A 22564-nucleotide genomic window follows, 5' to 3' on the forward strand; every position below is an offset into this window, starting at 1 on the left:
GCATGACCCAGGCGGCTCCGTTCGATCCTTTTTTGGGGGAGTTACTTCTTCAGTTCGCCCACCACGTAGTCGATGCTGGCGAGCAGGGCCGAGACGTCGTCCGGTTCAATGGCCACGAACGTGGCGATGCGCAGCTGGTTGCGGCCAAGCTTGCGGTACGGCTCGGTGTCCACCACGCCGTTGGCCCGCAGGACCTTGGCGATGGCGGCGGCGTCAATCGAATCGTCGAAGTCGATCGTGGCGATGACGTTGGAGCGGTCTTCGGCGTTGGCGACAAACGGCGTCGCGTACTCGGAAGCTTCTGCCCATGAGTAGATGCGGTTGGCCGAATCTGCCGTGCGCTTGCTGGCGAAGTCCAGGCCGCCGTTGCTGTTCAGCCACTGCACCTGGGCATCCAGCGTTACCAGGGTGGAGAGCGACGGCGTGTTGTACGTCTGGTTCAGCTTGGAGTTGTCGATGGCTGTCTGGAGGTCCAGGAAGTCAGGGATCCAGCGGCCACTGGCTTTGATGCGGGCGGCCCGCTCCAACGCGGCGGGGGAGAAAAGACCGAGCCACAGGCCGCCGTCGGAGGCGAAGTTTTTCTGCGGCGCGAAGTAATAGACGTCCGACTCCGAGACGTCGACGTCCAGGCCGCCGGCGGCGGAGGTCGCGTCCACCAGGACCAGCGAACCTTCGTCGGCTCCCTGGACCCGCTTTACGGGAGCCGCGACGCCGGTGGAGGTTTCGTTCTGCGGCCACGCGTACACGTCAACGCCGGCTTCTGCCTGGGCGGCAGGACGGGTGCCGGGTTCGGATTTGATGATGGAGGACGCATCAAGGAAAGGTGCCTTGTTGGTGGCGGCGGCAAACTTGGAACCGAACTCGCCGAAGGAGAGGTGCTGGGCCTTCTTGTCCACCAGGCCGAACGCGGCGACGTCCCAGAACGCGGTGGAACCACCGACGCCGAGGACAACCTCGTAGCCGTCGGGGGCGCGGAAGAACTGGCTCAGGCCCTCCCGGACGGAACCCACCAGGTTCTTGACGGGAGCCTGCCGGTGGGAGGTGCCCAGGATGGTGGTGGCAGCGGCAGACAGGGCCTCGAGCTGTTCCGGGCGGACCTTGGACGGTCCAGCGCCGAAGCGTCCGTCTTTCGGCAGGAGGTCGGCGGGTATGGTGATGCTGTTGTCGCTCACGTGTGGCTCCAAAGGGTATCGGCTCAAGATGGGTCGTGGCAGGTGGCGTCAGCTGCCCCTTCGACACCCCAATTCTGCCTGACATGGCCCGCGCGCAGGAACCTGCCCCTGTCATAGTCCGCCACGTGGAACGCGGACGAACAAGATGCGACCGCAATGGGTCCGGAATTATCCGGAGTAATTCCAAATAAGCTAGGCTGGGGGTTGGCGTTCGAAGGGTGGCGGTGGCACCGCCCACCCCGGTATGGGACGCGGTACGGTGGAGATTACGCAAGAACTGCGTTCGAGGAGAGCTGAGCTGGATGACGGATCTGATCGATACCACTGAGATGTATCTTCGGACCATTTTGGAGCTTGAAGAAGAAAACATTGTGGCTCTCAGGGCCCGCATAGCCGAACGCCTGCGGCACTCCGGCCCCACGGTCTCCCAGACCATCGGCCGGATGGAGCGCGATGGCCTGGTGATTGTGTCCAACGACCGCCACCTGGAGCTGACCGAAGTCGGACGCAAGCGTGCCACCGAAGTCATGCGGAAGCACCGTCTGGCGGAGCGGCTCCTGGCCGATGTCATCGGACTCGACTGGGCGTACGTGCATGATGAAGCCTGCCGCTGGGAGCACGTGATGAGCGAGCGCGTGGAGCGCCGGCTCTATGAACTGCTTGAGCATCCCACCGAGTCACCTTACGGAAATCCGATTCCGGGACTGGAAGCACTGGGAGGCCTGGCCGGAACACAGTTCCCCCGGATCGACGTGAACCTCCTGCAGGCCATGGACGGCTACGCCTCCGACTCCCGGGTGGTTGTCACGCGGCTGGCCGAGCCCATCCAGGTGGAGCCGGAACTGCTCACCCAGTTGGATGAGGGTGGAATCCGGCCCGGGGCGCCGGTCTCCCTCGAGCGCGTGGGCGAGTACATCTCCGTCCGGGTGCCCGGCATCGAAGGAGCCTTGGAGCTCCCGCCTGAAGTTGCAGCGCACGTCTTCGTGTCCCTCAACTGACAGTCTTCCGGTCCGACAACCCTCCCGGCAGTGTCAAACCTCACTTTGAGGGGCTTTGGCGCGCGTGTGACCTGCGGTTTTTCGAAATTGATGATAAGGGCCCGCCGCCGCAGGCGTCTTTCTGTTGATAACGAATTTATTACCAAGGGCCTTAATCCCCTATAGTTATCTACTAGCGCTGATACCAAAGCGTTACCTGATCCGGAGCCGAGCTCTGCCAGCGGATCGGGTGAACCATCACCACTGGCAGAGGCGGGGGAACCACAAGCGGCTGTCTAAAGAAGCAGCCTTGGGGTGAAGTCCGCAGCAGAAGTGCCCATTGATGCAAGTCCCTCCTTGGATACCTGTGTGCCGTGAGCGCTTCGTGCGGACCGGGTCTTTGAACTCTCTGACCCGAATCCGACAGCTAACTTCGCAGGCTTTTCAGAGAGGAACAGAGTTTGACATCGCAGAACGTCAGGGGCCGCCGCCGTGCGTCCGGCCCCGCTACTGAGCTGCGGCCAGCCCGCGTCGTAACGGAGATCCGGCCCCGCGACACCGAACGCCAGGTGCGCCGCCGTAAGAGCCCGTTGCGCCAGGTTGCCGACTTCGCCGCAGCAAGTGGCGTCGGGCAGAAGGCCGGAGTTGCGCTTGCCGCCACCGGACTTGCCCTGACTGTCGGCCTGCCGGCCACCAGCCCCGTCATGGCCACCTCGGAATCGGGACAGTCCGAATCTGCCCTGGCCGTTGGCGGCACTGTGGGAAGCCAGCCCGAGGTTTCCGCGGCAGCATCAGCCAAAATCGACTTCAGCCGCGCAGCTGTAGCCACCGCTGCGGACCCTGACGGAAAACTGAAGCAACTGCTCAGCGCCCAGTCGGCCGGCAGCATCCAGCGTGCTTCTTCCGTGGGCACCCTGGGCAGCCCCCTCGACACGCTCACCACCGCTTCCCCCTTCGGTTACCGCGTCAGCCCCCTCACGGGCGGCACCGGCGACTTCCACCGCGGCCAGGACTTCGTGGCACAATGCGGAACTGCCGTGCATGCAGCTGCAGCAGGCAAAGTGACTTTTGCCGGGTGGCACGAGTACGGCGGAGGCAACCGTGTGGTTGTGGATCACGGCAACGGCCTGGAGACCACGTACAACCACCTGTCGTCCTTCAACGTCCAGGTGGGCCAGACGGTCAACCGCGGGGACACCGTAGCCCTGAGCGGCACCACAGGCGCCTCCACCGGCTGCCACCTCCACTTCGAAGTACAGGTCAACGGCGAGGTCGTTGACCCCATGGGCTGGCTCTAAGCCAGTTGATGGTGCTCTCTCGCATTGATGACAGGCCTCGTGACCTGAATGTGACATTCGCTTTCAATTGTTATAACCTTCAGAGCGCATCGGCTTTTTAGGGGGCCGGTGCACTTGAGTGGATTGCCTAGCTCTGCCACCACTCGAGGTCCGTTCGCAAAATCGTCTGGCAGGGGCGGGGGAACCACTTCTGGTCTTCGAATGAAGGCCTTGGGGTTAAGTCGCAAAGTTTCCCAGTGAAGCAGCGCGGCCGGATGACTCCCATCCGAATCCGACAGCTCACCTCGCAGGCATTGGGAGAGGCTACCTACGTGTCATCACGCACTACCCCTGCGCGCCATCGCGCTGAATCGGTTCGTTCGAACCCGTTGAACACTCTTTCGAAGGCTGTTTCCTCGAACGCCGGTACCGTTGGCCGCCAGGCCGCCGTGCTGGCAGCAGCCTCAGGCCTCGTCCTTACTGTCGGGTTGCCGGCTCACGCCGCTGACACCGACGTCTCCACCTCGGAAGTCTCCAGCACCCAGCAGCTGGCTGCCACCGCAGTGGTCACTGCAGAGCCAACAGCCACCGTCTCCTTCGAGAGCCCCGTCGTGGCCACCAAGGAAGCCCCCAAGGTTGTCCAGCGTGCGGCCCTGGTCACAGAGCGCACGGCGGATGAAGCCACTGCAGTCACTGCCCAGTCCTCCGAAGCCAAGGAGTCCGCCTCCAGCGCGGCAGCATCCGGGCTCGCAGCGATTGCCTACACAGGAATCGGCTCGCCTTACGTATGGGGCGGCACTACTCCGAGCGGCTGGGACTGCTCCGGCTTCACCCAGTGGGTCTACGCCCAGGCCGGCATCAGCATCCCCCGCGTCAACGCCTGGACGGCCATGAAGCCCACCAGCGCCCCCCAGCCCGGTGACCTGGTCATGCAGAACGGCGGTGCGCACGTAGGCATCTACGTCGGCAACGGCATGATGATCAGTGCTTTGAACCCGGGCCAGGGAACCCTGCTGCACTCCGTGGCCTCCACCGGCACGTCTTCGTTCTTCACCCTCCGCTAGAAACAACCCGATTCGGGGCCGGCTGACGTACCCCTGCCAGCTGACCCACTACCCACAGGTACCCCAACTGCCTGCGGATACGAAAGAGAAAACAATGACCAGTGCACACAAAGTTGCACGGCACCGCGCTGAGGCCCCCAAGACCAGCTCGCTTGCCGTCATCGCAAAGGCCGTCACCGTCAACGCCGGTGGCGTCGGCCGCCAGGCAGCAGTCATCGCCGCAGCTTCAGGCTTGGTGCTGACCAGCGGTATCGCTGCCAATGCTGCTGAGACGAATGTCGACCGCGAATCGACGTCGACGTCCGCCCTCGATGTCCAGTCTGTTGCCCAGGCCACCATCGCTGCGGACTCCACGGTTGCCATCTCTTACGAGCGTCCCGTGGTCACCACCGTGGAAGCTCCGGCTCCCGTGGTTGAAGAGGCTCCGGCAAAGGTTGAGGCCAAGGCATCGACCAAGTCCACCGCCACCGCGGCTCCGGCCACGAACGCCTCATTGGCCGTCAGCACTGCCACCCCTGCACCCGCTGCTCCGGCTGCGTCCAGCGGACTCGGTGCAGCAATTGCTGCCGCCGCGTACGCCCAGCTCGGTGTCACGCAGGACTGCACCATGCTGGTCACCAACTCCCTGGCAGCAGTGGGAATTCACTTCCACGACTGGCCCGCCGGTTACCTTTCGCTGGGCCGCACCGTGAGTGCAGCAGAAGCGCAGCCCGGGGACCTCGCCTACTACGCCAACGGCGGTTTGGCCGGACAGGCACACATTGCTGTGTACGTCGGCAACGGCATGGCAGTCCACGGTGGATGGAACGGATCCACCACGGCACTGTTCAGCGTCAACGTCGGCTCCGGCCCGGTCTTCATCCGCGTCAACGGCTGACAATCAGCTCCCGGAACACCCCGCAGGCAGATGCCTGCGGGGTGTTTTGCTTTAATCACGCGTGAACTTTTGCCGACACTGTGAGCGAAACGACAAATAAATTCGTTGATACGGCATATAAGTGCTTACCCTTGTGTTGTCGATCCACAGCCCGTACATGCAGAGGGCAGCCGGCCCTCGTGCCCCTGACGGGTGCGGCCGTGAAGAGGTACGTGCATGCGCACACTCGTTCTGAATGCTGGATATGAACCGCTGGCGGTAATAACATTCCGCCGGGCGCTGGTCCTTGTGCTCACTGGGAAAGCAAGCGTAGTGGCCGAAGGCGACGAGCCTGTCGTCGGGCCACAGGAGATTCTCGGACGCCCCTCCGTGATCCTCCTTAACCGCTACATCCGCCCCAAGTACAACAAGATCACTGCCGTGAGTCGCCGCGGGGTTCTTCGCCGCGACGGTCACCGTTGCGCCTACTGCGGGAAAACAGCCCACACCATAGATCACGTCCACCCCAAGTCCAGGGGCGGCGCGGATTCCTGGGAAAACCTGGTTGCGGCGTGCTTGAAATGCAACAACGCCAAGAGCGACCACACGCTTGCCGAAATGGGCTGGAAACTCCGTTTCAAACCCGGTGTGCCCCAGGGGACCATGTGGCAGATCAAAGAACTCGAGAAACCTGCGCCGGACTGGGACCCGTTCCTTCTGCCGGAATCCGCTGCCTGATCGATTTCTGCTGACCTCCCGCCGTCCGGGTACGCTGGGCGGATGGAGTTCAACGCCGTTGTTTTGGCGGGTGGCAGGGCCACCCGCCTCGGTGGCGTGCCCAAGCCCACGTTGAAGTACGACGGCGGCACCCTCCTTTCGCACGCACTGGAGGCTGCCCGGGCTGCTGCGGCCACCGTAGTGGTGGGTCCCGGCGAGCACGGAGTGCATTTGCCCGGATCCGTGCTGCTCGCGCGTGAGGAGCCGGCCTATGCGGGCCCGGCAGCGGCGATCGCCGCAGGGTTGTCGGCACTTGATACGGCCGGGATGAGATCCCCCTGGACACTGGTTTTGGCCTGCGATATGCCCAAGGCATCGCAGGGGATCGGCCGCCTGTTGGAAGTGCTCGCTGGGCACCCCGGGGTAGAGGGTGTCATGGCGGTATCCGCTGACGGGCGGAAGCAGCCGTTGTTGGGCATTTACAGCACGGCTGCTCTGGACCGGGAGGTGGCCTCGGCCATCCGGGGTTCCGGGTTAACGAACTCTTCAGTGTTCAAGCTGCTTGCTAGGCTGAACCTGCTGGACGTTGACGTCCCCGCGGGGTCCACAGACGACGTGGATACGTGGGAGGACGCCGCGGTGCTGGGTATTGACTACGAGTTGGAGGCGGACGTGAAGAGCCAGGAAGAAACGCTCGAGGACTGGTGCCGCATATTGCTGCAGGCGTTTGAGCTTGAGGGCGTGGAAATAGACATCAACGAGGTACTGGCCGTGGCAGGAGTGGCCGCGCATTCGGTGGTTCGCCCGGCCGCGCCGCTCACCACCTTCATTGCAGGCTTCGCGGCGGGAATGGCCCGTGGTATTGGCCAGGCCAGCGATGACGCCTCCATGAAAGCGGCCCTGGACCTGGCCCGCAAAATCGCCAAGGAGTACTCGGAGACCGGGACTGACGCCGAATGACGGAGGCCCCCGGCGAGGGCCACCACGCGGCACACACATGGCAGGAAGCCCGGCAGCGCGCGTTCGACGCCGCCACGCCCATACCCCCGGGGCCGGTTCCCCTGGCAAAAGCCCTTGGCCGTACCCTGGCCTCTGATGCCCTGGCTATCCAGGACATGCCCCACTACGCCTCCTCCGCGATGGATGGATGGGCAGTGAACGGCAGCGGCCCGTGGATCCTCAGTGAACCCGGTCAGCGTCTGGCGCCCCACCAAGCGAGCCCGATAGTCACCGGCGGACTCATTCCGCCCGGCGCCAAGGCCGTCTTGCGAAGCGAGAGCGGTATCATCACCACCGACGACGACGGTCTGCCGGTTCTCGCGCTTGGCGGCGCCGCCAAGCCGGGGGAGCCCCGCAACGGCCAGCACATCCGCAAGGCCGCAGAAGAAGCGGCCGAAGGTGACGTCCTGCTCAAGGCCGGAACACGCCTGAACCCCGCGCACATTGCCCTAGCGGCCCTTGCCGGCCTGGATCACGTGGATGTTCTGGGAAAGCCCTTGGTCCGCTTCCTCCTGACAGGCTCGGAAGTGGTGGAGCGCGGCATCCCGCAACCGGGTCAGGTCAGGGACACTTTCGGGCCACAATTAGGTGCAGTAGTGGAACTCCTGGGCGGAATCGCCGGCGAACAACTCCGGGTGGGTGACAGCTACGAGGAATGGATGGCCGCGCTTCAGGATACTGAGCCGGAACCAGGCGGACCGGACGCAGAAACAGAGCCGCCGGCCGACGTCGTCATCACGACCGGCGGGACCGGGCGCTCCGGAACGGACCACTTCCGGAGGGCCGTGGCCGAACTCGGCGGCCGCCTGCTGATCGATGGCATCGCGATGCGGCCAGGGCACCCGGCCGTTTTGGCGGAACTTCCTGATGGAAGGTTCGTGGTGGGGCTGCCGGGCAACCCTTTGGCCGCGATGATGGCTCTCTTCACTGTCGGGGCGCCGTTGCTTGCAGCCCTCGGGCATGCCCGCCCGGCTGACGTGGGAGAAGTGCCGTGCGGCACCACCATCGATGCTGATCCGGGGCGAACGCGTCTGATGCCCTTCAGGCTGGTCTATGGCCTGGCGTCGCCGGCCCAGCACACAGGTCCGGGAATGATGCGGGGATTGGCCGGCGCTGACGGGGTCATGATTGTGCCTCCCCATGGAGTCCAGCTGGGGGAACTGGTCCCTGCTTTCCCTTTGCCCTGGGCGAAGCCGTTGCCCGCGCCGAAGCCGCCGGAGGACAAACCGCGGAAGACGCAGGCCCGGCCTCCGCGCAAGGCTCCCGCTGGTCCTGTCGATTGGAGCGGACTGGACGCCTGACCGCAGGATGCAAGATGCAATGATGGACCTATGAACAGGCACGCTCCCGAACAGGACATCAATGAAGATGACCTGCAAATCCATCCGCCCAAACGAGCCGCAGCAGGTGTCAAGGCCGTCACGGTCGCCCTCGAGCGCGGTTATGCCCAAGCCGGTGTAACCCGGACTGTCCGGTCCATGCTGCGGGTCAACCAGCATGACGGCTTCGATTGCCCCGGCTGTGCGTGGCCGGAATCGATCACCGGCAGGCGGAGCCCGGCAGAGTTCTGCGAGAATGGCGCCAAAGCCATCGCCGAGGAAAGCACCACCCGTACAGTGGGTGCCGGATTCTGGGCTGAGCACCCGATTGCCGAACTGGAAGGCAAAACCGAGTACTGGCTGGGCAGCCAGGGCCGCATCGCCGAGCCTGTCGTCATCAGGCCGGGGGACACGCACTACTCACCGATCAGCTGGACCGATGCTTTCGCCTTGATCGGCGAACACATCAATGCCACCACCCCGGATAAGTGTGTGTTCTACACCTCCGGCAGGACAGCCAACGAGACCGCCTTCATGTACCAGCTGTTCGCACGAAGCCTGGGCACCAACAACCTGCCGGACTGCTCCAACATGTGCCATGAGTCCTCAGGCAGTGCGTTGAACCCCACCATCGGGATCGGCAAGGGCACTGTTTCGCTGGACGACATCCACCACTCGGAGCTGGTGCTGGTAGTGGGCCAAAACCCGGGCACCAACCATCCGCGGATGCTGTCCGCCCTGCGGGACTGCAAGAACAACGGCGGCAAAGTGGTGGCCGTAAACCCGCTTCCCGAGGCCGGACTCCTGAATTTCAAGGACCCCCAGTCCCTCAACGGCGTGATCGGTGGCGGCACCACCATTGCCGATGAGTTCCTCCAGATCAAGGTCGGTGGCGACCTCGCGCTGTTCCAGGCCCTGGGCCACCTGCTCCTGGAGGAAGAGAAGCGCAACCCGGGCACCGTCGTCGACCATTCCTTTATCGAGAGCCAGACCGAAGGCTTTGACGCCTACCGGGAAGCGCGTTCCGTGCTGGACTGGGCTGAGACAGAACGGGCCACCGGACTCTCGTGCGCGGAGATCACCAAGGTTGCCGGGATGATGGCAGCTTCCAAGGCCACGGTCATTTGCTGGGCGCTCGGGCTGACCCAGCAGCCGCACTCGGTGGACACGCTGCGCGAGATCATCAACCTGCTCTTGCTGCAGGGCAACTTCGGCAAGCGCGGCGCTGGTGCTTGTCCGGTTCGTGGCCACTCCAACGTGCAGGGCGACCGCACCATGGGGATCTGGGAGAAACCCAAGGAATCCTTCCTGGCTGCCCTGGACCAGGAATTCGGCTTCCACATGCCCCGGGACCACGGCTACGACTCCGTGGAAACACAGCACGCCCTGGAAAAGGGAGACGTGGACGTGTTCGTCTCCATGGGCGGGAACTTTGCCGCTGCCGGCTCGGACACGGCGGCGTTGGAGGAGGGCCTGAAGAGGGCCGGGCTGACCGTGCACATCTCCACCAAACCCAACCGCGCCCACATTGTCCATGGCCGGACGTCGCTGATCCTGCCGACACTGGGGCGGACCGACACGGACGACAAGCACCCCAAAGGCAAGCAGTTCCTTTCGGTGGAAGACTCCATGTCCGTCATCCATAAGACACAAGGCAGGCTGGAACCGGTCTCCGAACACCTGCTCAGCGAACCCGTGATCGTAGCCCGCATGGCCCAGGCCACCTTCGGTGACGACCACAGCGTGGACTGGCGGGCCATGGCCGAGGATTACGACGTGATCCGGGACCACATCTCGCGCGTCATACCTGGATTTGAGGACTTCAACGCAAGGGTCCGGACAAAGAACGGCTTCGTACTGCCGAACCCGCCCCGTGATTCCCGCACCTTTGCTACGGATATCGGAAAGGGCCGGTTCTCCGTGCGGCCGCTGGAGTACCTTGAAGCGCCCGAGGGCCACCTGATCCTGCAAACCGTGCGCAGCCACGACCAGTACAACACCACGTTCTATGGCCTGGATGACCGTTACCGTGGCGTCTCGGATGGGCGCCGGGTGGTCCTGGTCCACCCGGACGACCTGACGGAGCTGGGTTTCAATGACCGTGATCTGGTGGATGTCATCTCCACCTTCGCCGGAACCGAGCGCCGGGCCGACAAGTTCCGGCTCATCGGTTACCCGACCGCCAGGGGATGCGCTGCGGCGTACTTCCCGGAAGCCAATGCCCTGGTGCACCGTGAGCTGGTGGCCCGGGAATCAAACACCCCCGGTTACAAGGCCATGACTGTGCGCTTTGTAAACCATGAGGAGAACGGATCCTGACGTGGGACGCGTGACGCAACGCCGCAAGGTGCACAAGTTCGTCCTTGACGGTTCGCCCCAGGCTTTGGAGCATCCCGTCCGTTTCAAGGAAGATGTCCTGGCGGTGGAGGAGCCCCTGGAAATCCGGCTTGGAGACATGTCCTTCTCGGTGACCATGCGGACCCCGGGGGACGACTTTGACCTGGTGGCGGGCTTCCTGGTGTCGGAGGGCATTGTGTGGGAGCCTTCGCAGCTGATTTCCGAGCGTTTTTGTTCGGGGGAGGACGAGAACGGGGTTCAGACATTCAACGTCGTGGATGCCCAGCTCCGTCCTGACGTGGACCGCCCTGACACGGGCAGGAACGTGTACACGTCCAGTTCGTGCGGCATTTGCGGCACGGACTCGATCGAGGCCGTCCGCAAGTCCTCCCGCCACAGCCCCAAGGAGGACGACGTCACCATCCCCGTGGCGGCGCTGGCCGCACTTCCGGACCGGCTCCGCGAGGCACAGGCGGTCTTTGACAAGACGGGCGGCGTCCACGCTGCCGGACTCTTCCGGATTCACGACGACGGCACCACCGAGCTGCTGTGCCTCCGGGAAGATGTCGGCCGGCATAATGCGGTGGACAAGGTGGTGGGCTGGGCACTGCGCGCCGGCAAGCTGCCCTTGCGCGGTACCGTGCTGCAGGTTTCCGGGCGGGCATCTTTTGAGCTGGTGCAGAAAGCGGCCATGGCCGGGATCCCCGTCCTGGCCGCGGTCAGCGCGCCCTCCAGCCTTGCTGCTGAACTTGCCGTGGAGTCCGGCATCACCTTGGTGGGCTTCAGCCGGGGATCGAGCCTGAACGTGTACGCCGGCCGGGACCGGATAGTCGGGCAGCCAGGTTAAAGCTGGTGGGTGCCTGGGGATAGTGTCCAATCACTTGGCTATTGTCCGCGAACGCCGTAGATTTTATCCATCGATTGGAAGCGCGGCGAAAACCATAAATGCCGTCCACGCCAAGCACGCCGGGGCCGGGTCACCAAGCCTGGCCGCCCAGCCAACGCCCAAAGGGGAAATAATTGCACGACGACCGCCGGATCACTGAACAGCGTCTCGACCGATTTGTTCGGGACCGCATTCTTCCGGCCATTTACGGCAGGGCGATACCGCTTGAACTCAGCAGCTGGGATGTACCCGGAGAACCGGTGCCGGCCGCAGAAGCGATGCGCCAACTGTTCACACCGCAGGAGCCCGGGGCGCCCTGGGGTAAGGCATGGAGCACCAAGTGGTTGCGTCTGCAGGGCGAGGTTCCGCCGGACTGGGGCATGTCCGATGCCACCGCTGTGGAGATCATCGTGGATCTGGGCTTCAACAGCGACGTCCCGGGATTCCAGTGCGAAGGAACTGCCTGGCGTGCCGATGGAAGCATCATCAAAGCAATATCGCCCCGGAATTACCACGTTCCGCTGAAGCTGCTGGGTGGCGGACAATCCGTTGACTTCTATGTGGAAGCGGCGGCCAACCCGGATGTGGCGCAGGGCTGGTCCTTTGCCCCCACTCCGCTCGGGGACAAGGCCACTTCCGGCGATGAGCCACGGTACCGCCTTGGCAGGATCGCCATCGCCGAGCTCAACGAGACCGTCTGGGAACTCAACCAGGACATCTGGACGCTCACCGGCCTGATGCATGAGCTGCCCATGGAGCTGCCCCGCCGCCACGAGATCCTGCGCGCCCTCGAACGCATGCTGGACATCATGGACCCGGACGACGTCGCCGGAACCGCCGCAGCCGGCCGTGAGGCCCTCAGGGAGGTGCTGGGCCGTCCCGCGTATGCCTCAGCCCACGAACTCCTGGCGACGGGCCATGCACACATCGACTCAGCCTGGCTGTGGCCTGTCCGCGAAACCATCCGCAAGTGCGCCAGGACGTTCTCCAACGTGGTGGCGCTCATGGACGAAGATCCGGACTTTGTGTTCTCCTGCTCCTCGGCACAGCAGATGGCCTGGATCAAGGAATACTTCCCCGAGCTCTTTGTGCGCATCCGCGAGAAAGTGAAGGCCGGCCAGTTCGTCCCCGTGGGTGGCATGTGGGTGGAATCGGACACCAATATGCCCGGCGGCGAGGCCATGGCGCGGCAGTTCGTGGAAGGCAAGAGCTTCTTCCTCAAGGAGTTCGACATCGAATGCCGGGAAGCCTGGCTCCCCGATTCCTTCGGCTATTCCGGCGCGATTCCGCAGATCGTCAAGGAAGCGGGATCCCGGTGGTTCCTCACGCAGAAGATTTCCTGGAACAAGGTCAACCGCATGCCGCATCACACCTTTTCCTGGGAAGGCATTGACGGCACCCGCTTGTTCACCCACTTCCCACCGGTGGACACCTACAACGCCGAGCTTCATGGCCGCGAGCTGGCGCACGCCGAGCGCAACTACCGTGAGCACGGCCGCGGCACCATGTCGCTGGTGCCCTTCGGATACGGCGACGGCGGTGGCGGACCCACGCGCGAAATGGTGGCTGCGGCACACCGCACGGAGAACCTGGAAGGCTCACCGAAGGTCCGGATGGGCACGGCCAAGGACTTCTTCACCAAAGCGGAAGCCGAGTACACCAACCTTCCCGTTTGGGTGGGGGAGATGTACCTGGAGATGCACCGAGGAACCTACACGAGCCAGGCCAAGACCAAGAAGGGCAACCGGCGCAGCGAACACCTCCTTCGCGAGGCTGAGCTGTGGTGCACCACGGCTGCTGTCCGGCTGGGCAACGAATACGAGTATCCCCGCGAGGAACTGAAGCGGCTGTGGCGGCTGGTTCTCCTCCAGCAATTCCATGACATCCTTCCCGGCAGCTCCATCGCGTGGGTCCATCAGGATGCCGAGCGGAATTATGAGGCCATTTCCCGCGATCTTGAACGGATCATCACCCACGCGGCCCAGGCGTTGGCAGGGCAGGGCACCGAGGAGTTCCTGCTCAACGCCGCTCCGCACCAGCGTCATGGCGTGCCCGCTCTTGGCATCGGGAAGATCAGCCAGGACGATTCCGTGGTTGAGGTGGACCAGTCCGGCGATGGTTTCGTACTGGATAACGGACTGATCCGGGTTGTGGTGGACGCAAACGGCCTCCTGACCTCCGTGGTGGACCATGCCAGCGGCAGGGAAGCCATCGCTCCGGGGCAGGCCGGCAATCTGCTCGAATTGTTCCGGGACACCCCCAATGAATGGGACGCCTGGGACATCGAGGAGTTCTACCGCCGCAACGTCACTCCGTTGACCCAGGCAGAAGGAATTGAGCTGGAGCGGACACCCAACGGTGCCGTCGTCGTGGTTAAGCGCGCGGTGGGCAGCTCAACCATTACCCAACGCCTGACGCTCGACGCCGGCGCCAGGTCGCTGGGGATCTCCACTACGGTGGACTGGCAGGAACGGGAGAAGATGCTGAAGATCGCCTTCCCCCTGGACGTCAGGGCGGACCGATCGGCCTCGGAGACCCAGTTCGGCCATGTCTTCCGGCCTACCCACACCAATACCTCGTGGGAAGCGGCGAAGTTCGAGATCTGCGCGCACCGTTGGATCCACGTGTCCGAACCCGGCTACGGCGTGGCCATCAGCAACGCTTCCAGTTACGGACACGACGTCACCAGGGCGGTCCGCGACGACGGCGGAACTACGACGACGGTCCGCACCTCGCTGCTGCGTTCGGCCCGTTTCCCGGATCCGGAAGCAGACAGGGGCGAGCACACGCTCGAGCTGTCCATCAGGCCCGGCGCCGCAATCGCCGACGCCGTGGAGGAGGGCTACCGCACTAATCTCCGTCCGCGGTTCGTTACCGGCGGACATGCGGTGGACCCAGTGGTTCTCGTATCCAACCCGGCAATCGTGGTCGAAGCCGTGAAGCTGGCTGAGGACGGTTCGGGTGATGTCATAGTGCGGCTCTACGAATCACTGGGGGAGCGGTCAGTTGCCCTGGTTAAGCCTGGCTTCGATGCCAGGCGAGCCACTGCCACGGACTTGCTGGAGCGCGCCACCGACGCCCCTGGCGTGACGGTGAAGGACGACTCCACTGCCAGCCTGGTGCTGCGTCCGTTCCAGCTGGTCACGCTGCGTTTTTCCAGGTAGTAGGCGGTTGGGGGTCCCGCACGGAAGTGCAGGGCCCTCAACGACTGCCTACTTGGTGGTCAACTCGACGTCGATCGTGTCTTTGAGGATCTGCTCCCTGGCCGGGATCACCGCGTCGAAGTGCTTGATGTCGGCTGAGACCTCTTTGGAAAAGACATTCTCCACTGTGGAGGGCATCTCCTTCACTCCGGCCAGGTAGCGCTTGGCTGCAAAGTCGAACTCGGAGCGGTTTGTACGTATTTGGGCGTTGACTGCCTTGGCGTCATCGGCAATTTTCTGCACTTCCGCCTCCGGGGCGTTGCGTGCCTCAGCATCATCCGCCCTTTTGACGAGGTCGTCCTTGAGCCGGACAAACCCAGCGTAGTTTTCTTCGCCCTTGGCCGTAACTTCGGCGCGTTCCTGCAGCTCAGCTACCTTGTTGTCGAACGTCCGGGCGAACTCCACGTAGGCATTGTTCTTTGACTGCAACAGATCGCTTGCCGCCTTCCGGCAAGGCTCCGCGGCCTGGGCAAGCAGGGTTTGGCGTTCCCGGAGGGTGGATGCTTTCGAGCCGACGAACAGGCCGTTGCATCGGGCCGCGTCGTCATCGCGGAAGAGGCCCTCAAATTGCGGGTAGGACTCCACCAGGCCTTCCATGTAGTCAAAGTAGTCCTCGTGGGATTCGACCAGCTGGTGAACAGCGACGCCGACGGGAGTGTCGACGGAGTCATTCCCTGACTTCAGCTCCTGCAGGGCAGAGCGGGCGGACTTCGATGCCTGCTGGAATTCGTCCTTTTCCTTTTGGCTGTCCTTCACGGCCTGGTCCCGCGAGGCAGGGGCGTTCCGGGCCTTCTTGTAGGCGGCCAGGTACGCATTGGCTGCCGGCTGGACCTTGCCCCTGGCGTCGCCCAGTGCGTTGAGGCGGTCTCCCTTCAACGCGGAAAGGCTTTCGGCCTTTTGCTGTCCGGCGAAGTTGTTGACGGCCACAAGGGCGCTGACGGCGATCGCCAGCACGGCAAGGACAATGCAGGTCACCAGGATGACGGGGCGGCGGCGTGAGCGGGCGGGTTCGGGGGTGACCCCGGGGTTCTCGTAGGTCATGGTCTATTTCCCCTCCTGGCCGGAGGCCTTGAACTGGTCCAGCCGGGATTTCAGGACACGTTCGAGCTCGGCATTGGCGGCATTTGCGTCGTCGACGAGTTTGGTTGAGCTGGCCTTCACGGCGTCCTCATACGTGGTGCGGACCTTGTTCAGTGCATCATTGATGTCGAGCAAGGCCACTCCCGCGGTGGTGCTTTTGGCGAGGCGTCCGAGGTCATCCGTCGCGTCCAGGACTTCCTGCTGCTTGTCGCGTTGTCCTTTGACGATGCCTTCGATCCCCTGCAGGAGTTGGACCGTGTCCGCATCTGCCTTGTCCTTGGCACCTGCCAAGGCCAGCAGGCAGGAATCGGCCGTCTTGACGTACGCCTGCGCATAGTCGCCACCGCTGACGTTCAGGTCCCTGTGGAGCGGGGCGCACGGTCCACCCACAGAACGGGTGATGTTGGCCGTATTGATAAGTCGTTGGTCGTTGTAGGCGATCACCGCTACGTATTGGTCCTTGAACCGCCGGAACGCCTCGGCAATCTCCGGCTCCTGCGCCACGGGAGAAGCGGCCATGGCGTCGAGCCTGCCGGTGTTGGCGGCCGACTCGCGTTTGATCACATCGCTTTCCCGGGTGAACACCTGCTCTTTTTCCTGATCGCCCTCTTCCTCGGCGACCACGTTGGTGTACCGTGCCGTGAACTCCTCAAGCAAGGGGTCGTAAAGGTTCATGGAGCGATCCACGATGCCCCGTTGCTTGTCCAGCCGCTCCACGTCCGCGCGCTGCACTCCGGTTGGCCGGAGAAAGGCGAACCAGGCGCCGACCCCCCCGGCGGCCAAGGCCAGGACCACCACGACAACAATGATGCCTGTACGCCGGGAATTGCTGCGCCCGGAGTCCTTGTTGGTCTCTTCCAAAGTCTGATCCCCCATATTTTTGAAAAAGGCTATACGTCGTGTTGGAGCCGTTTCACGAAGAGCTTGGTACGTTCCTGCCGTGGCGCCCGCAGTACCTCGGCGGCCGGGCCACGTTCGACCACGACTCCACCGTCCATGAAGATCACCTCGTCGGCAACGTGCTGGGCGAAGGCGAGTTCGTGCGTCACGATCACCATGGTCCAGCCTTCCTCGGCCAACTCCTTGATGACGCCCAGGACATCACCCACAAGCTCCGGGTCCAAGGCGGACGTGGGCTCGTCGAACAGCAGGAGCTGCGGCTTGAGGGCGAGGGCCCGGACGATGCCAACACGCTGCTGCTGGCCGCCGGAAAGCTCGAACGGATAGGCATCGCGTTTGTCCGCCAGGCCCACGCGTTCCAGGAGCCGCTCGGCCTCGGCTATGGCTTCCGCCTTCGGCCGCTTCTGCACCTGGACGGGCCCCTCGATGACGTTCTTGAGCACCGTCATGTGCGGGAACAGGTTGTAGTGCTGGAAAACCATGGCGCTGCGGTCGCGGAGCGCTGCGATCTCCTTCTTGCCCACCTTGGCCCCGAAATCAATGGCCAGCCCGCTTGAGGCATCGCCGCTGCCGAAGGTGACCGTACCGGCGTCGGGAACTTCCAGGCCGTTGAGCGAACGCAGGACCGTGGTCTTACCGGAGCCGGAAGGCCCGATCAGGGCCACCACCTGGCCGCGGCGGATGGTGATATCGATGTCCCGCAATACTGTGTTGCTGCCGAAGGCCTTGGCGAGGTTCCTTGCCTCCAGGACCATGGATGACGGATCAGTGGGCGACATAGCGGTCCAATCTTCTTTCGACCGCGGACTGCGCCGTGGACAGAACCAGGCAGATCACCCAGTAGACCAGGGCTGCCTGCAGGTACAAGGCCATGAACTCCTGGCTGAAAGCGGCGATCTGCTGGGCGTTCCGGAACAGTTCGGTGACCAGGATCAGTGATGCGAGGGACGTGTCCTTCACCAGGGAAATGAAGGTGTTGGACAACGGTGGAACCGAGACCCGGGCAGCCTGCGGAAGGATGATCCGTACCAGCGTCTGCCGGTTGGACATGCCGATGGTGTGCCCGGCTTCCCATTGGCCCTTGGGCACGGAAAGGATGGCGGCGCGGATGATCTCGGCGGCGTAACCACCCACATTCAACGAAAACGCGATGATGGCACTGGGCCACGGATCAAGCCGCACACCGATGCTGGGCAGTCCGAAGAAGATCACGAACAGCTGCACCAGCAGGGGAGTGCCGCGGATGACCGAGACATAAAACCGGCCAATGCCGGACAACAACCGGTTGGGGCTCAGGCGCATCAGGGCCACTACCAAGGCCAGCAACAAGCCAAAGGCGAAGGAAGCCAGTGTCAGGGGGATGGTCCCTGTCACGGCGCCGGTGATGAGTGGTCCGAAGGAACTCCAGATGAGGTCCCAGTTCATCTATTTGGTGACGTCCGCGCCGAAGTACTTGTCCGAAATCTTCGCCAGGGTTCCGTCCGCGCGGAGGTCTTCAAGAGCCTTGTCCACGGCCTTGGTGAGCTCGCTGGAACCCTTGCGGAAGACGAAGGCACTCTCAGTCTTGTCCGGTGCTTCGGCTGCCACCTTCAAGCCGGAGTCGGGAGTGGTCTTGGCATAGTCCAGGTAGGTGAGCTTGTCGTTCACCGTGGCGTCCACACGACCCTGCTGGACCAGCGTGGCGGACTGGGCCCATCCTTCAACGGCCTGGACATTGGCGCCGGCTTCCACGGCCATCTTGTAGAAGTTGCTCGTGAGGGACTGGGCGGTGGTCTTGCCCTTGAGGTCGGCGAAGCTGTTGATGCTGGAGTTGTCCGACTTGGTGACCACTACGCCGGTGGAGATCGTGTACGGGGTGGAGAACTCGTACTTGGCCTTGCGGTCGTCGTTGATGGAGATCTGGTTGGCGATGGTATCGAAACGCTTGGAGTCGAGGCCTGCGAAGATGCCGTCGAACTGGGTCTCCTGGAAAGACGCCTTGACGCCGAGCTTCCCGGCGACGGCCTGCGCAATCTCGACGTCGAATCCGGTGAGGTCGCCGGCTCCCTCGGCGTGGAAGCTGAACGGGCGGTAGGTGCCCTCGGTGACAATTACCAGTTCGCCCTTGGACTTCACGTCAGAGAGGGAGGTGTCCCCGCCGGACTGCGCCGGCGTTGAGCCACCACCGCACGCCGAAAGAGCGAGGGCAGCGGAAGCCAAGGTGGCGGCAAGGATGGAACGTCGGGTGCGGAGGCTGTTCATGGAGCCATCTTAGTCACCGGAGGGAACGGGCACGGCGGTGGACACCAGTGCCAGGTAAAGGTGCGTTAAAAAGGCTGAGTGGGGGCGGTCCCCAACAGCCGGCCACCACTCATCCCCCCAATTGTGATCCCGTGGGCGCCACATCCACCGGAAACCCGTTCTCTGATTCCGGTGTCAGGCTGCAGCCGCGTTCACACATTCATGATTGTGCCACGATCTAATGGTTTTGTGAAAGTCTTACGCTGAGAGACGCCGTTTTCGACGCGCAACTGCTTTCGAGAACCAGATTCCGGCCAATCCGATGCACGTGAACATGGCTGCGGAGTAGTTGATCAGCACCCGCAGCCAGGCCTCCGAAAACGGGATCAGCGGAAAAAGCTGTGACAGCAAAAGCAACGAAAGTCCCAGCAAGAGCAGGCCCGAGGCGACGCGCAGCAACACAGGCGCCTGGCTCGCCACCGTGCGCCAGATGGCCGGCACCAGGCAGGCAGCAACGAATCCCGGGTAGAAGCGGCCCATAAAGGCATAGGCCTCCAACGACGGCCCCCACACCAGCCCGCTCATCCCCGCCGACGAGCCCCGGGTGTCGGTGATGAGGAAAAAGTAGATGGTCAGCACGCCCACGATTGCGGCAACCGTGATACCCAGTGGCCCGCGGATGGCCCGCACTGCCGATTGGGAGCCGAACGCGGTGGCGATCTTGATGCCCATGAAGAAGAACGTCGCATACAGCAGGAAACGCAGAATCAGGTTCCCAACGTTCATCCCGCCAAGCCAGCCGTCGATGACAAGGTAGGGCGCCTCGATGCTGATGAAGATGCTCAGTGAGATCAACGAAAAGATGTAGAAGACAACGCGGTTCTCCCCACGCAGTGCGCTCGGAATCCGTGCGATCGTAATCGCCAGGCAAACTGCCAGCGTGACCCAGGGCAGGACAGCCGTCATCCGAGGTTCTCCCAAATTCGTTCAGTTCGTTCGTGGTCTTGTTCCTGGCGGCGGAGGGTTTTTCCCAATGCCAGCAGCCGCTCACCGGCAAGGGTCACCAGTGCACTTTGGGACATTGCGTCCAAGGCCTCCCGGCGTGCATTGGGTGGCCAGCCGGCTTCGGCTTCGGTGATCAGTCCTCCGGCCACCAACCCTCCTGCCGGTCCCACCCCGGCCGCACGGGAGGTGGCAATCGCCAGCTCCGGCGGAAGCCTGTTGGCTGTCAGGTGGGCCGAGAAATTCTGGGGCGCGATGCCGGTGGTGTCGCTGACCCGGTGCCGCAACTCGCCGTCGTCGATTGCGTCCACCCAGTTGCGCACGGAGGTGGGGTGAGGTGGTTCCGAAAGGCGGGCCACGGGCGCGGAGCCGGGCTCGCTGCGCTCCACTACGGCACGCAGAAGATCGATCGTGGCAACCTGGCTGACCAGTTCGCAGCCCGTGGGCGGAACGGGGTCGCCGCGGAGATCGGAGTAGAGGTCGAAAGTGGCCAGGGCCTGCACAGGGTTGATGTTGAAGCCCCGGCTGATGCTCACCAGCGTGGACTCGGCCACCTTGCCGCGGACCAGCTGCTGGGCCAGGGTTGTCCGTTTGATGCCGGCGATCCTGCAGACGTCCGCCGTGCTGGCATCGGGCGCAACGCCATGAAGCCAGCGCTGGAACGCCTTGGACTGTAAGGGCATGTGGAACTCTCTGTGATGTGGGGCGCGGCAAACCGGCAAATTGCGGTAAGTGGGAGTACAGATCGATTTTACGCCGACGCCACATTGAATTATGCTTGATGATTGAACCCGCTGGTCCGTACACCCCCCAAGTCCGGACCAGCGGGTTTTTCCATGCCCGCGGGAATCGGGGCCTGATGATCTGCGTTTCCTTGCTGGAGGATAGACAAATGACTGCAACCTTGGTGGCCAAGGAACTGGCCGGTGGGCATGGCCACCGCACACTCTTTTCCAAGCTGTCCCTCACGGTGGCGCCCGGCGACGTGGTGGGCGTAGTGGGAGCCAACGGCGCCGGAAAATCAACGCTGCTCCGTATCCTGGCGGGCGTCGACCAGCCGCAGGAAGGCAGCCTCAGCCTTGCACCCTCGGATGCGTTCGTGGGTTGGCTGCCGCAGGAACACGAGCGCACCGAAGGCGAAACCATCGCCGGCTACATCGCCCGACGCACCGGTTGCGCGCAAGCCACCACCGAGATGGAATCCACTGCCGAAGCCCTCGGCTCAGGTGCCGCAGGAGCCGACGACGCCTACTCCCTTGCCTTCGACCGCTGGATGGCCTCCGGCGCGGCAGACCTGGAAGACCGCATTCCGGCCGTTCTGGCCGATCTCGGGCTGGAGGTTGGCACCGAGGCACTGATGACCGGCCTTTCCGGTGGCCAGGCCGCCCGCGTGGCTCTGGCGGCGCTGCTGCTGAGCCGCTTCGATGTAGTGCTCCTGGACGAACCCACCAATGACCTGGACCTCGACGGGCTGGCACGCCTTGAAGCCTTCGTCCAGGGCCTGCGCGGCGGAGTGGTGCTGGTTTCCCACGACCGCGAATTCCTGGCCCGCTGCGTCACCACAGTGGTGGAGTTGGACCTGGCCCAGAGCTCGGTAGCTGTCTACGACGGCGGCTACGAAGCCTTCCTCGAAGAGCGCGCGGTGGCCAAACGCCACGCCCGGGAGCGCTACGAGGAGTTCGCCAATACCAAAGCGGACCTTGTTTCCCGCGCGCGCACCCAGCGGGAGTGGAGCTCCCAAGGTGTCCGCAACGCCATGAAGAAGAACCCGGACAACGACAAGATCCGCCGGGCCGCCAGCGTCGAATCGTCGGAGAAGCAGGCGCAGAAGGTCCGCCAGATGGAGTCCCGCATTGCCCGGCTCACTGAGGTGGAGGAGCCCCGCAAGGAGTGGCAGCTGCAGTTCAGCATCGGCCAGGCACCCCGCTCAAGTGCCGTCGTCGCGACCTTGCGTGACGTCGTCGCGCGCCAGGGCGACTTCACGCTGGGACCGGTGAACCTCCAACTCAACGGTGGGGAGCGGATCGGCATCACGGGTCCGAACGGCGCCGGCAAGTCCACCTTGTTGCGCCTGCTGCTGGGGACGCAACAACCCGACGACGGCGTTGCCTCCATGGGCGCGTCCGTCGCCATCGGCGAAATCGACCAGGCACGCGGATTGCTCGACGGCGGGCAGCCGCTCGGCGACGCGGTGGAAGCCGTGCTCGTGGACTGGAACAGCGCAGACGTCCGCACCCTCCTGGCCAAATTCGGGCTCAAAGCGGACCACACCTCACGCACTGTGGACTCGTTGTCCCCGGGGGAGCGGACCCGGGCTGCGCTCGCATTGCTGCAGGCCCGCGGCGTGAACCTGCTGGTGCTGGACGAGCCCACCAACCATCTGGACCTTCCGGCGATCGAACAGCTTGAAGAAGCGCTGGAGAGCTACGACGGTGCGCTCCTGCTGGTCACCCACGACCGCCGGCTGCTGGAAAACGTCCGTCTCGATTCGCGGTGGCACCTGGACAACGGACAAGTCCGGGAACTCCACCACACCCCAAGCCAGGAGAAGTAAC

At 63.7% G+C, this 22564-nt stretch carries 19 protein-coding genes and 2 riboswitches; of the genes, 11 read left to right on the forward strand and 8 right to left on the reverse strand.

What is annotated here, in order from left to right; translation table 11 throughout:
• Positions 1-41: 41 nt before the first annotated feature.
• Entirely contained in the window at positions 42-1172 is a 1131-nt protein-coding gene (gene serC, locus JMY29_RS04615; protein WP_189076048.1) for a phosphoserine transaminase, read from the reverse strand.
• 302 nt (positions 1173-1474) lie between these two features.
• Here serC and JMY29_RS04620 point away from each other — a divergent pair, with 302 nt between their 5' ends.
• The 10 genes from JMY29_RS04620 (at position 1475) to JMY29_RS04665 (ending at position 14768) form a co-directional block, all read left to right on the forward strand.
• Positions 1475-2170, forward strand: coding sequence for a metal-dependent transcriptional regulator (locus tag JMY29_RS04620; RefSeq protein WP_189076047.1), 696 nt, complete (start codon positions 1475-1477; stop codon positions 2168-2170).
• A gap of 195 nt (positions 2171-2365) precedes the next feature.
• Positions 2366-2606: riboswitch (cyclic di-AMP (ydaO/yuaA leader) on the forward strand.
• Positions 2607-2610: 4 nt separating this feature from the next.
• Complete coding sequence (locus JMY29_RS04625) at positions 2611-3447, forward strand: M23 family metallopeptidase (protein WP_018779573.1); 837 nt, start codon at positions 2611-2613, stop codon at positions 3445-3447.
• Between the two features lie 145 nt (positions 3448-3592).
• Positions 3593-3754: riboswitch (cyclic di-AMP (ydaO/yuaA leader) on the forward strand.
• Between the two features lie 4 nt (positions 3755-3758).
• Positions 3759-4490, forward strand: a complete 732-nt coding sequence (locus JMY29_RS04630) for a C40 family peptidase (RefSeq protein ID WP_237567108.1) — start codon at positions 3759-3761, stop codon at positions 4488-4490.
• A gap of 94 nt (positions 4491-4584) precedes the next feature.
• Positions 4585-5367 carry an NlpC/P60 family protein gene (locus JMY29_RS04635; RefSeq protein WP_064723379.1) on the forward strand — a complete coding sequence of 261 codons (783 nt, stop codon included), beginning with the start codon at positions 4585-4587 and terminating at the stop codon, positions 5365-5367.
• Positions 5368-5583: 216 nt separating this feature from the next.
• Positions 5584-6084, forward strand: a complete 501-nt coding sequence (locus JMY29_RS04640) for an HNH endonuclease (protein ID WP_039240018.1) — start codon at positions 5584-5586, stop codon at positions 6082-6084.
• A gap of 42 nt (positions 6085-6126) precedes the next feature.
• The gene (locus JMY29_RS04645; RefSeq protein ID WP_189076046.1) at positions 6127-7023 is read left to right on the forward strand and encodes an NTP transferase domain-containing protein; all 897 of its coding nucleotides are present in this window, start codon (positions 6127-6129) and stop codon (positions 7021-7023) included.
• Complete coding sequence (locus JMY29_RS04650) at positions 7020-8363, forward strand: molybdopterin molybdotransferase MoeA (RefSeq protein ID WP_018779578.1); 1344 nt, start codon at positions 7020-7022, stop codon at positions 8361-8363. The genes JMY29_RS04645 and JMY29_RS04650 overlap by 4 nt, the downstream gene beginning before the upstream one ends.
• Positions 8364-8393: 30 nt before the next feature.
• Entirely contained in the window at positions 8394-10700 is a 2307-nt protein-coding gene (locus tag JMY29_RS04655; protein WP_189076045.1) for an FdhF/YdeP family oxidoreductase, read from the forward strand.
• A 1-nt stretch (position 10701) separates the two neighbouring features.
• Positions 10702-11565, forward strand: a complete 864-nt coding sequence (gene fdhD, locus JMY29_RS04660; protein WP_189076044.1) for a formate dehydrogenase accessory sulfurtransferase FdhD — start codon at positions 10702-10704, stop codon at positions 11563-11565.
• A 173-nt stretch (positions 11566-11738) separates the two neighbouring features.
• Entirely contained in the window at positions 11739-14768 is a 3030-nt protein-coding gene (locus JMY29_RS04665; RefSeq protein WP_189076043.1) for an alpha-mannosidase, read from the forward strand.
• A 48-nt stretch (positions 14769-14816) separates the two neighbouring features.
• Here the strand turns inward: JMY29_RS04665 and JMY29_RS04670 are convergent, their stop codons facing one another.
• From JMY29_RS04670 to JMY29_RS04700, 7 genes are all read right to left on the reverse strand, one after another.
• Entirely contained in the window at positions 14817-15848 is a 1032-nt protein-coding gene (locus tag JMY29_RS04670) for a hypothetical protein (RefSeq protein ID WP_189076042.1), read from the reverse strand.
• Between the two features lie 3 nt (positions 15849-15851).
• Positions 15852-16763, reverse strand: a complete 912-nt coding sequence (locus JMY29_RS04675) for a hypothetical protein (RefSeq protein WP_189076041.1) — start codon at positions 16761-16763, stop codon at positions 15852-15854.
• A 14-nt stretch (positions 16764-16777) separates the two neighbouring features.
• Positions 16778-17566: an amino acid ABC transporter ATP-binding protein gene (locus JMY29_RS04680; RefSeq protein WP_018779584.1), complete on the reverse strand. Its 789-nt coding sequence runs from the start codon at positions 17564-17566 to the stop codon at positions 16778-16780.
• Positions 17553-18212, reverse strand: coding sequence for an amino acid ABC transporter permease (locus JMY29_RS04685; RefSeq protein ID WP_018779585.1), 660 nt, complete (start codon positions 18210-18212; stop codon positions 17553-17555). Before JMY29_RS04685 ends, JMY29_RS04680 begins: the two co-directional genes overlap by 14 nt.
• On the reverse strand, positions 18213-19028 hold the full coding sequence (locus tag JMY29_RS04690; protein ID WP_189076040.1) for an amino acid ABC transporter substrate-binding protein: 816 nt from the start codon (positions 19026-19028) through the stop codon (positions 18213-18215).
• 237 nt (positions 19029-19265) lie between these two features.
• Positions 19266-19973: a hypothetical protein gene (locus JMY29_RS04695; protein ID WP_018779587.1), complete on the reverse strand. Its 708-nt coding sequence runs from the start codon at positions 19971-19973 to the stop codon at positions 19266-19268.
• Entirely contained in the window at positions 19970-20692 is a 723-nt protein-coding gene (locus tag JMY29_RS04700; RefSeq protein WP_018779588.1) for a hypothetical protein, read from the reverse strand. Before JMY29_RS04700 ends, JMY29_RS04695 begins: the two co-directional genes overlap by 4 nt.
• A gap of 209 nt (positions 20693-20901) precedes the next feature.
• Here JMY29_RS04700 and JMY29_RS04705 point away from each other — a divergent pair, with 209 nt between their 5' ends.
• The gene (locus JMY29_RS04705) at positions 20902-22563 is read left to right on the forward strand and encodes an ABC-F family ATP-binding cassette domain-containing protein (protein ID WP_189076039.1); all 1662 of its coding nucleotides are present in this window, start codon (positions 20902-20904) and stop codon (positions 22561-22563) included.
• Position 22564: the final 1 nt, after the last annotated feature.

It is taken from the genome of Paenarthrobacter nicotinovorans (assembly GCF_021919345.1).
Lineage (GTDB): Bacteria > Actinomycetota > Actinomycetes > Actinomycetales > Micrococcaceae > Arthrobacter > Arthrobacter nicotinovorans.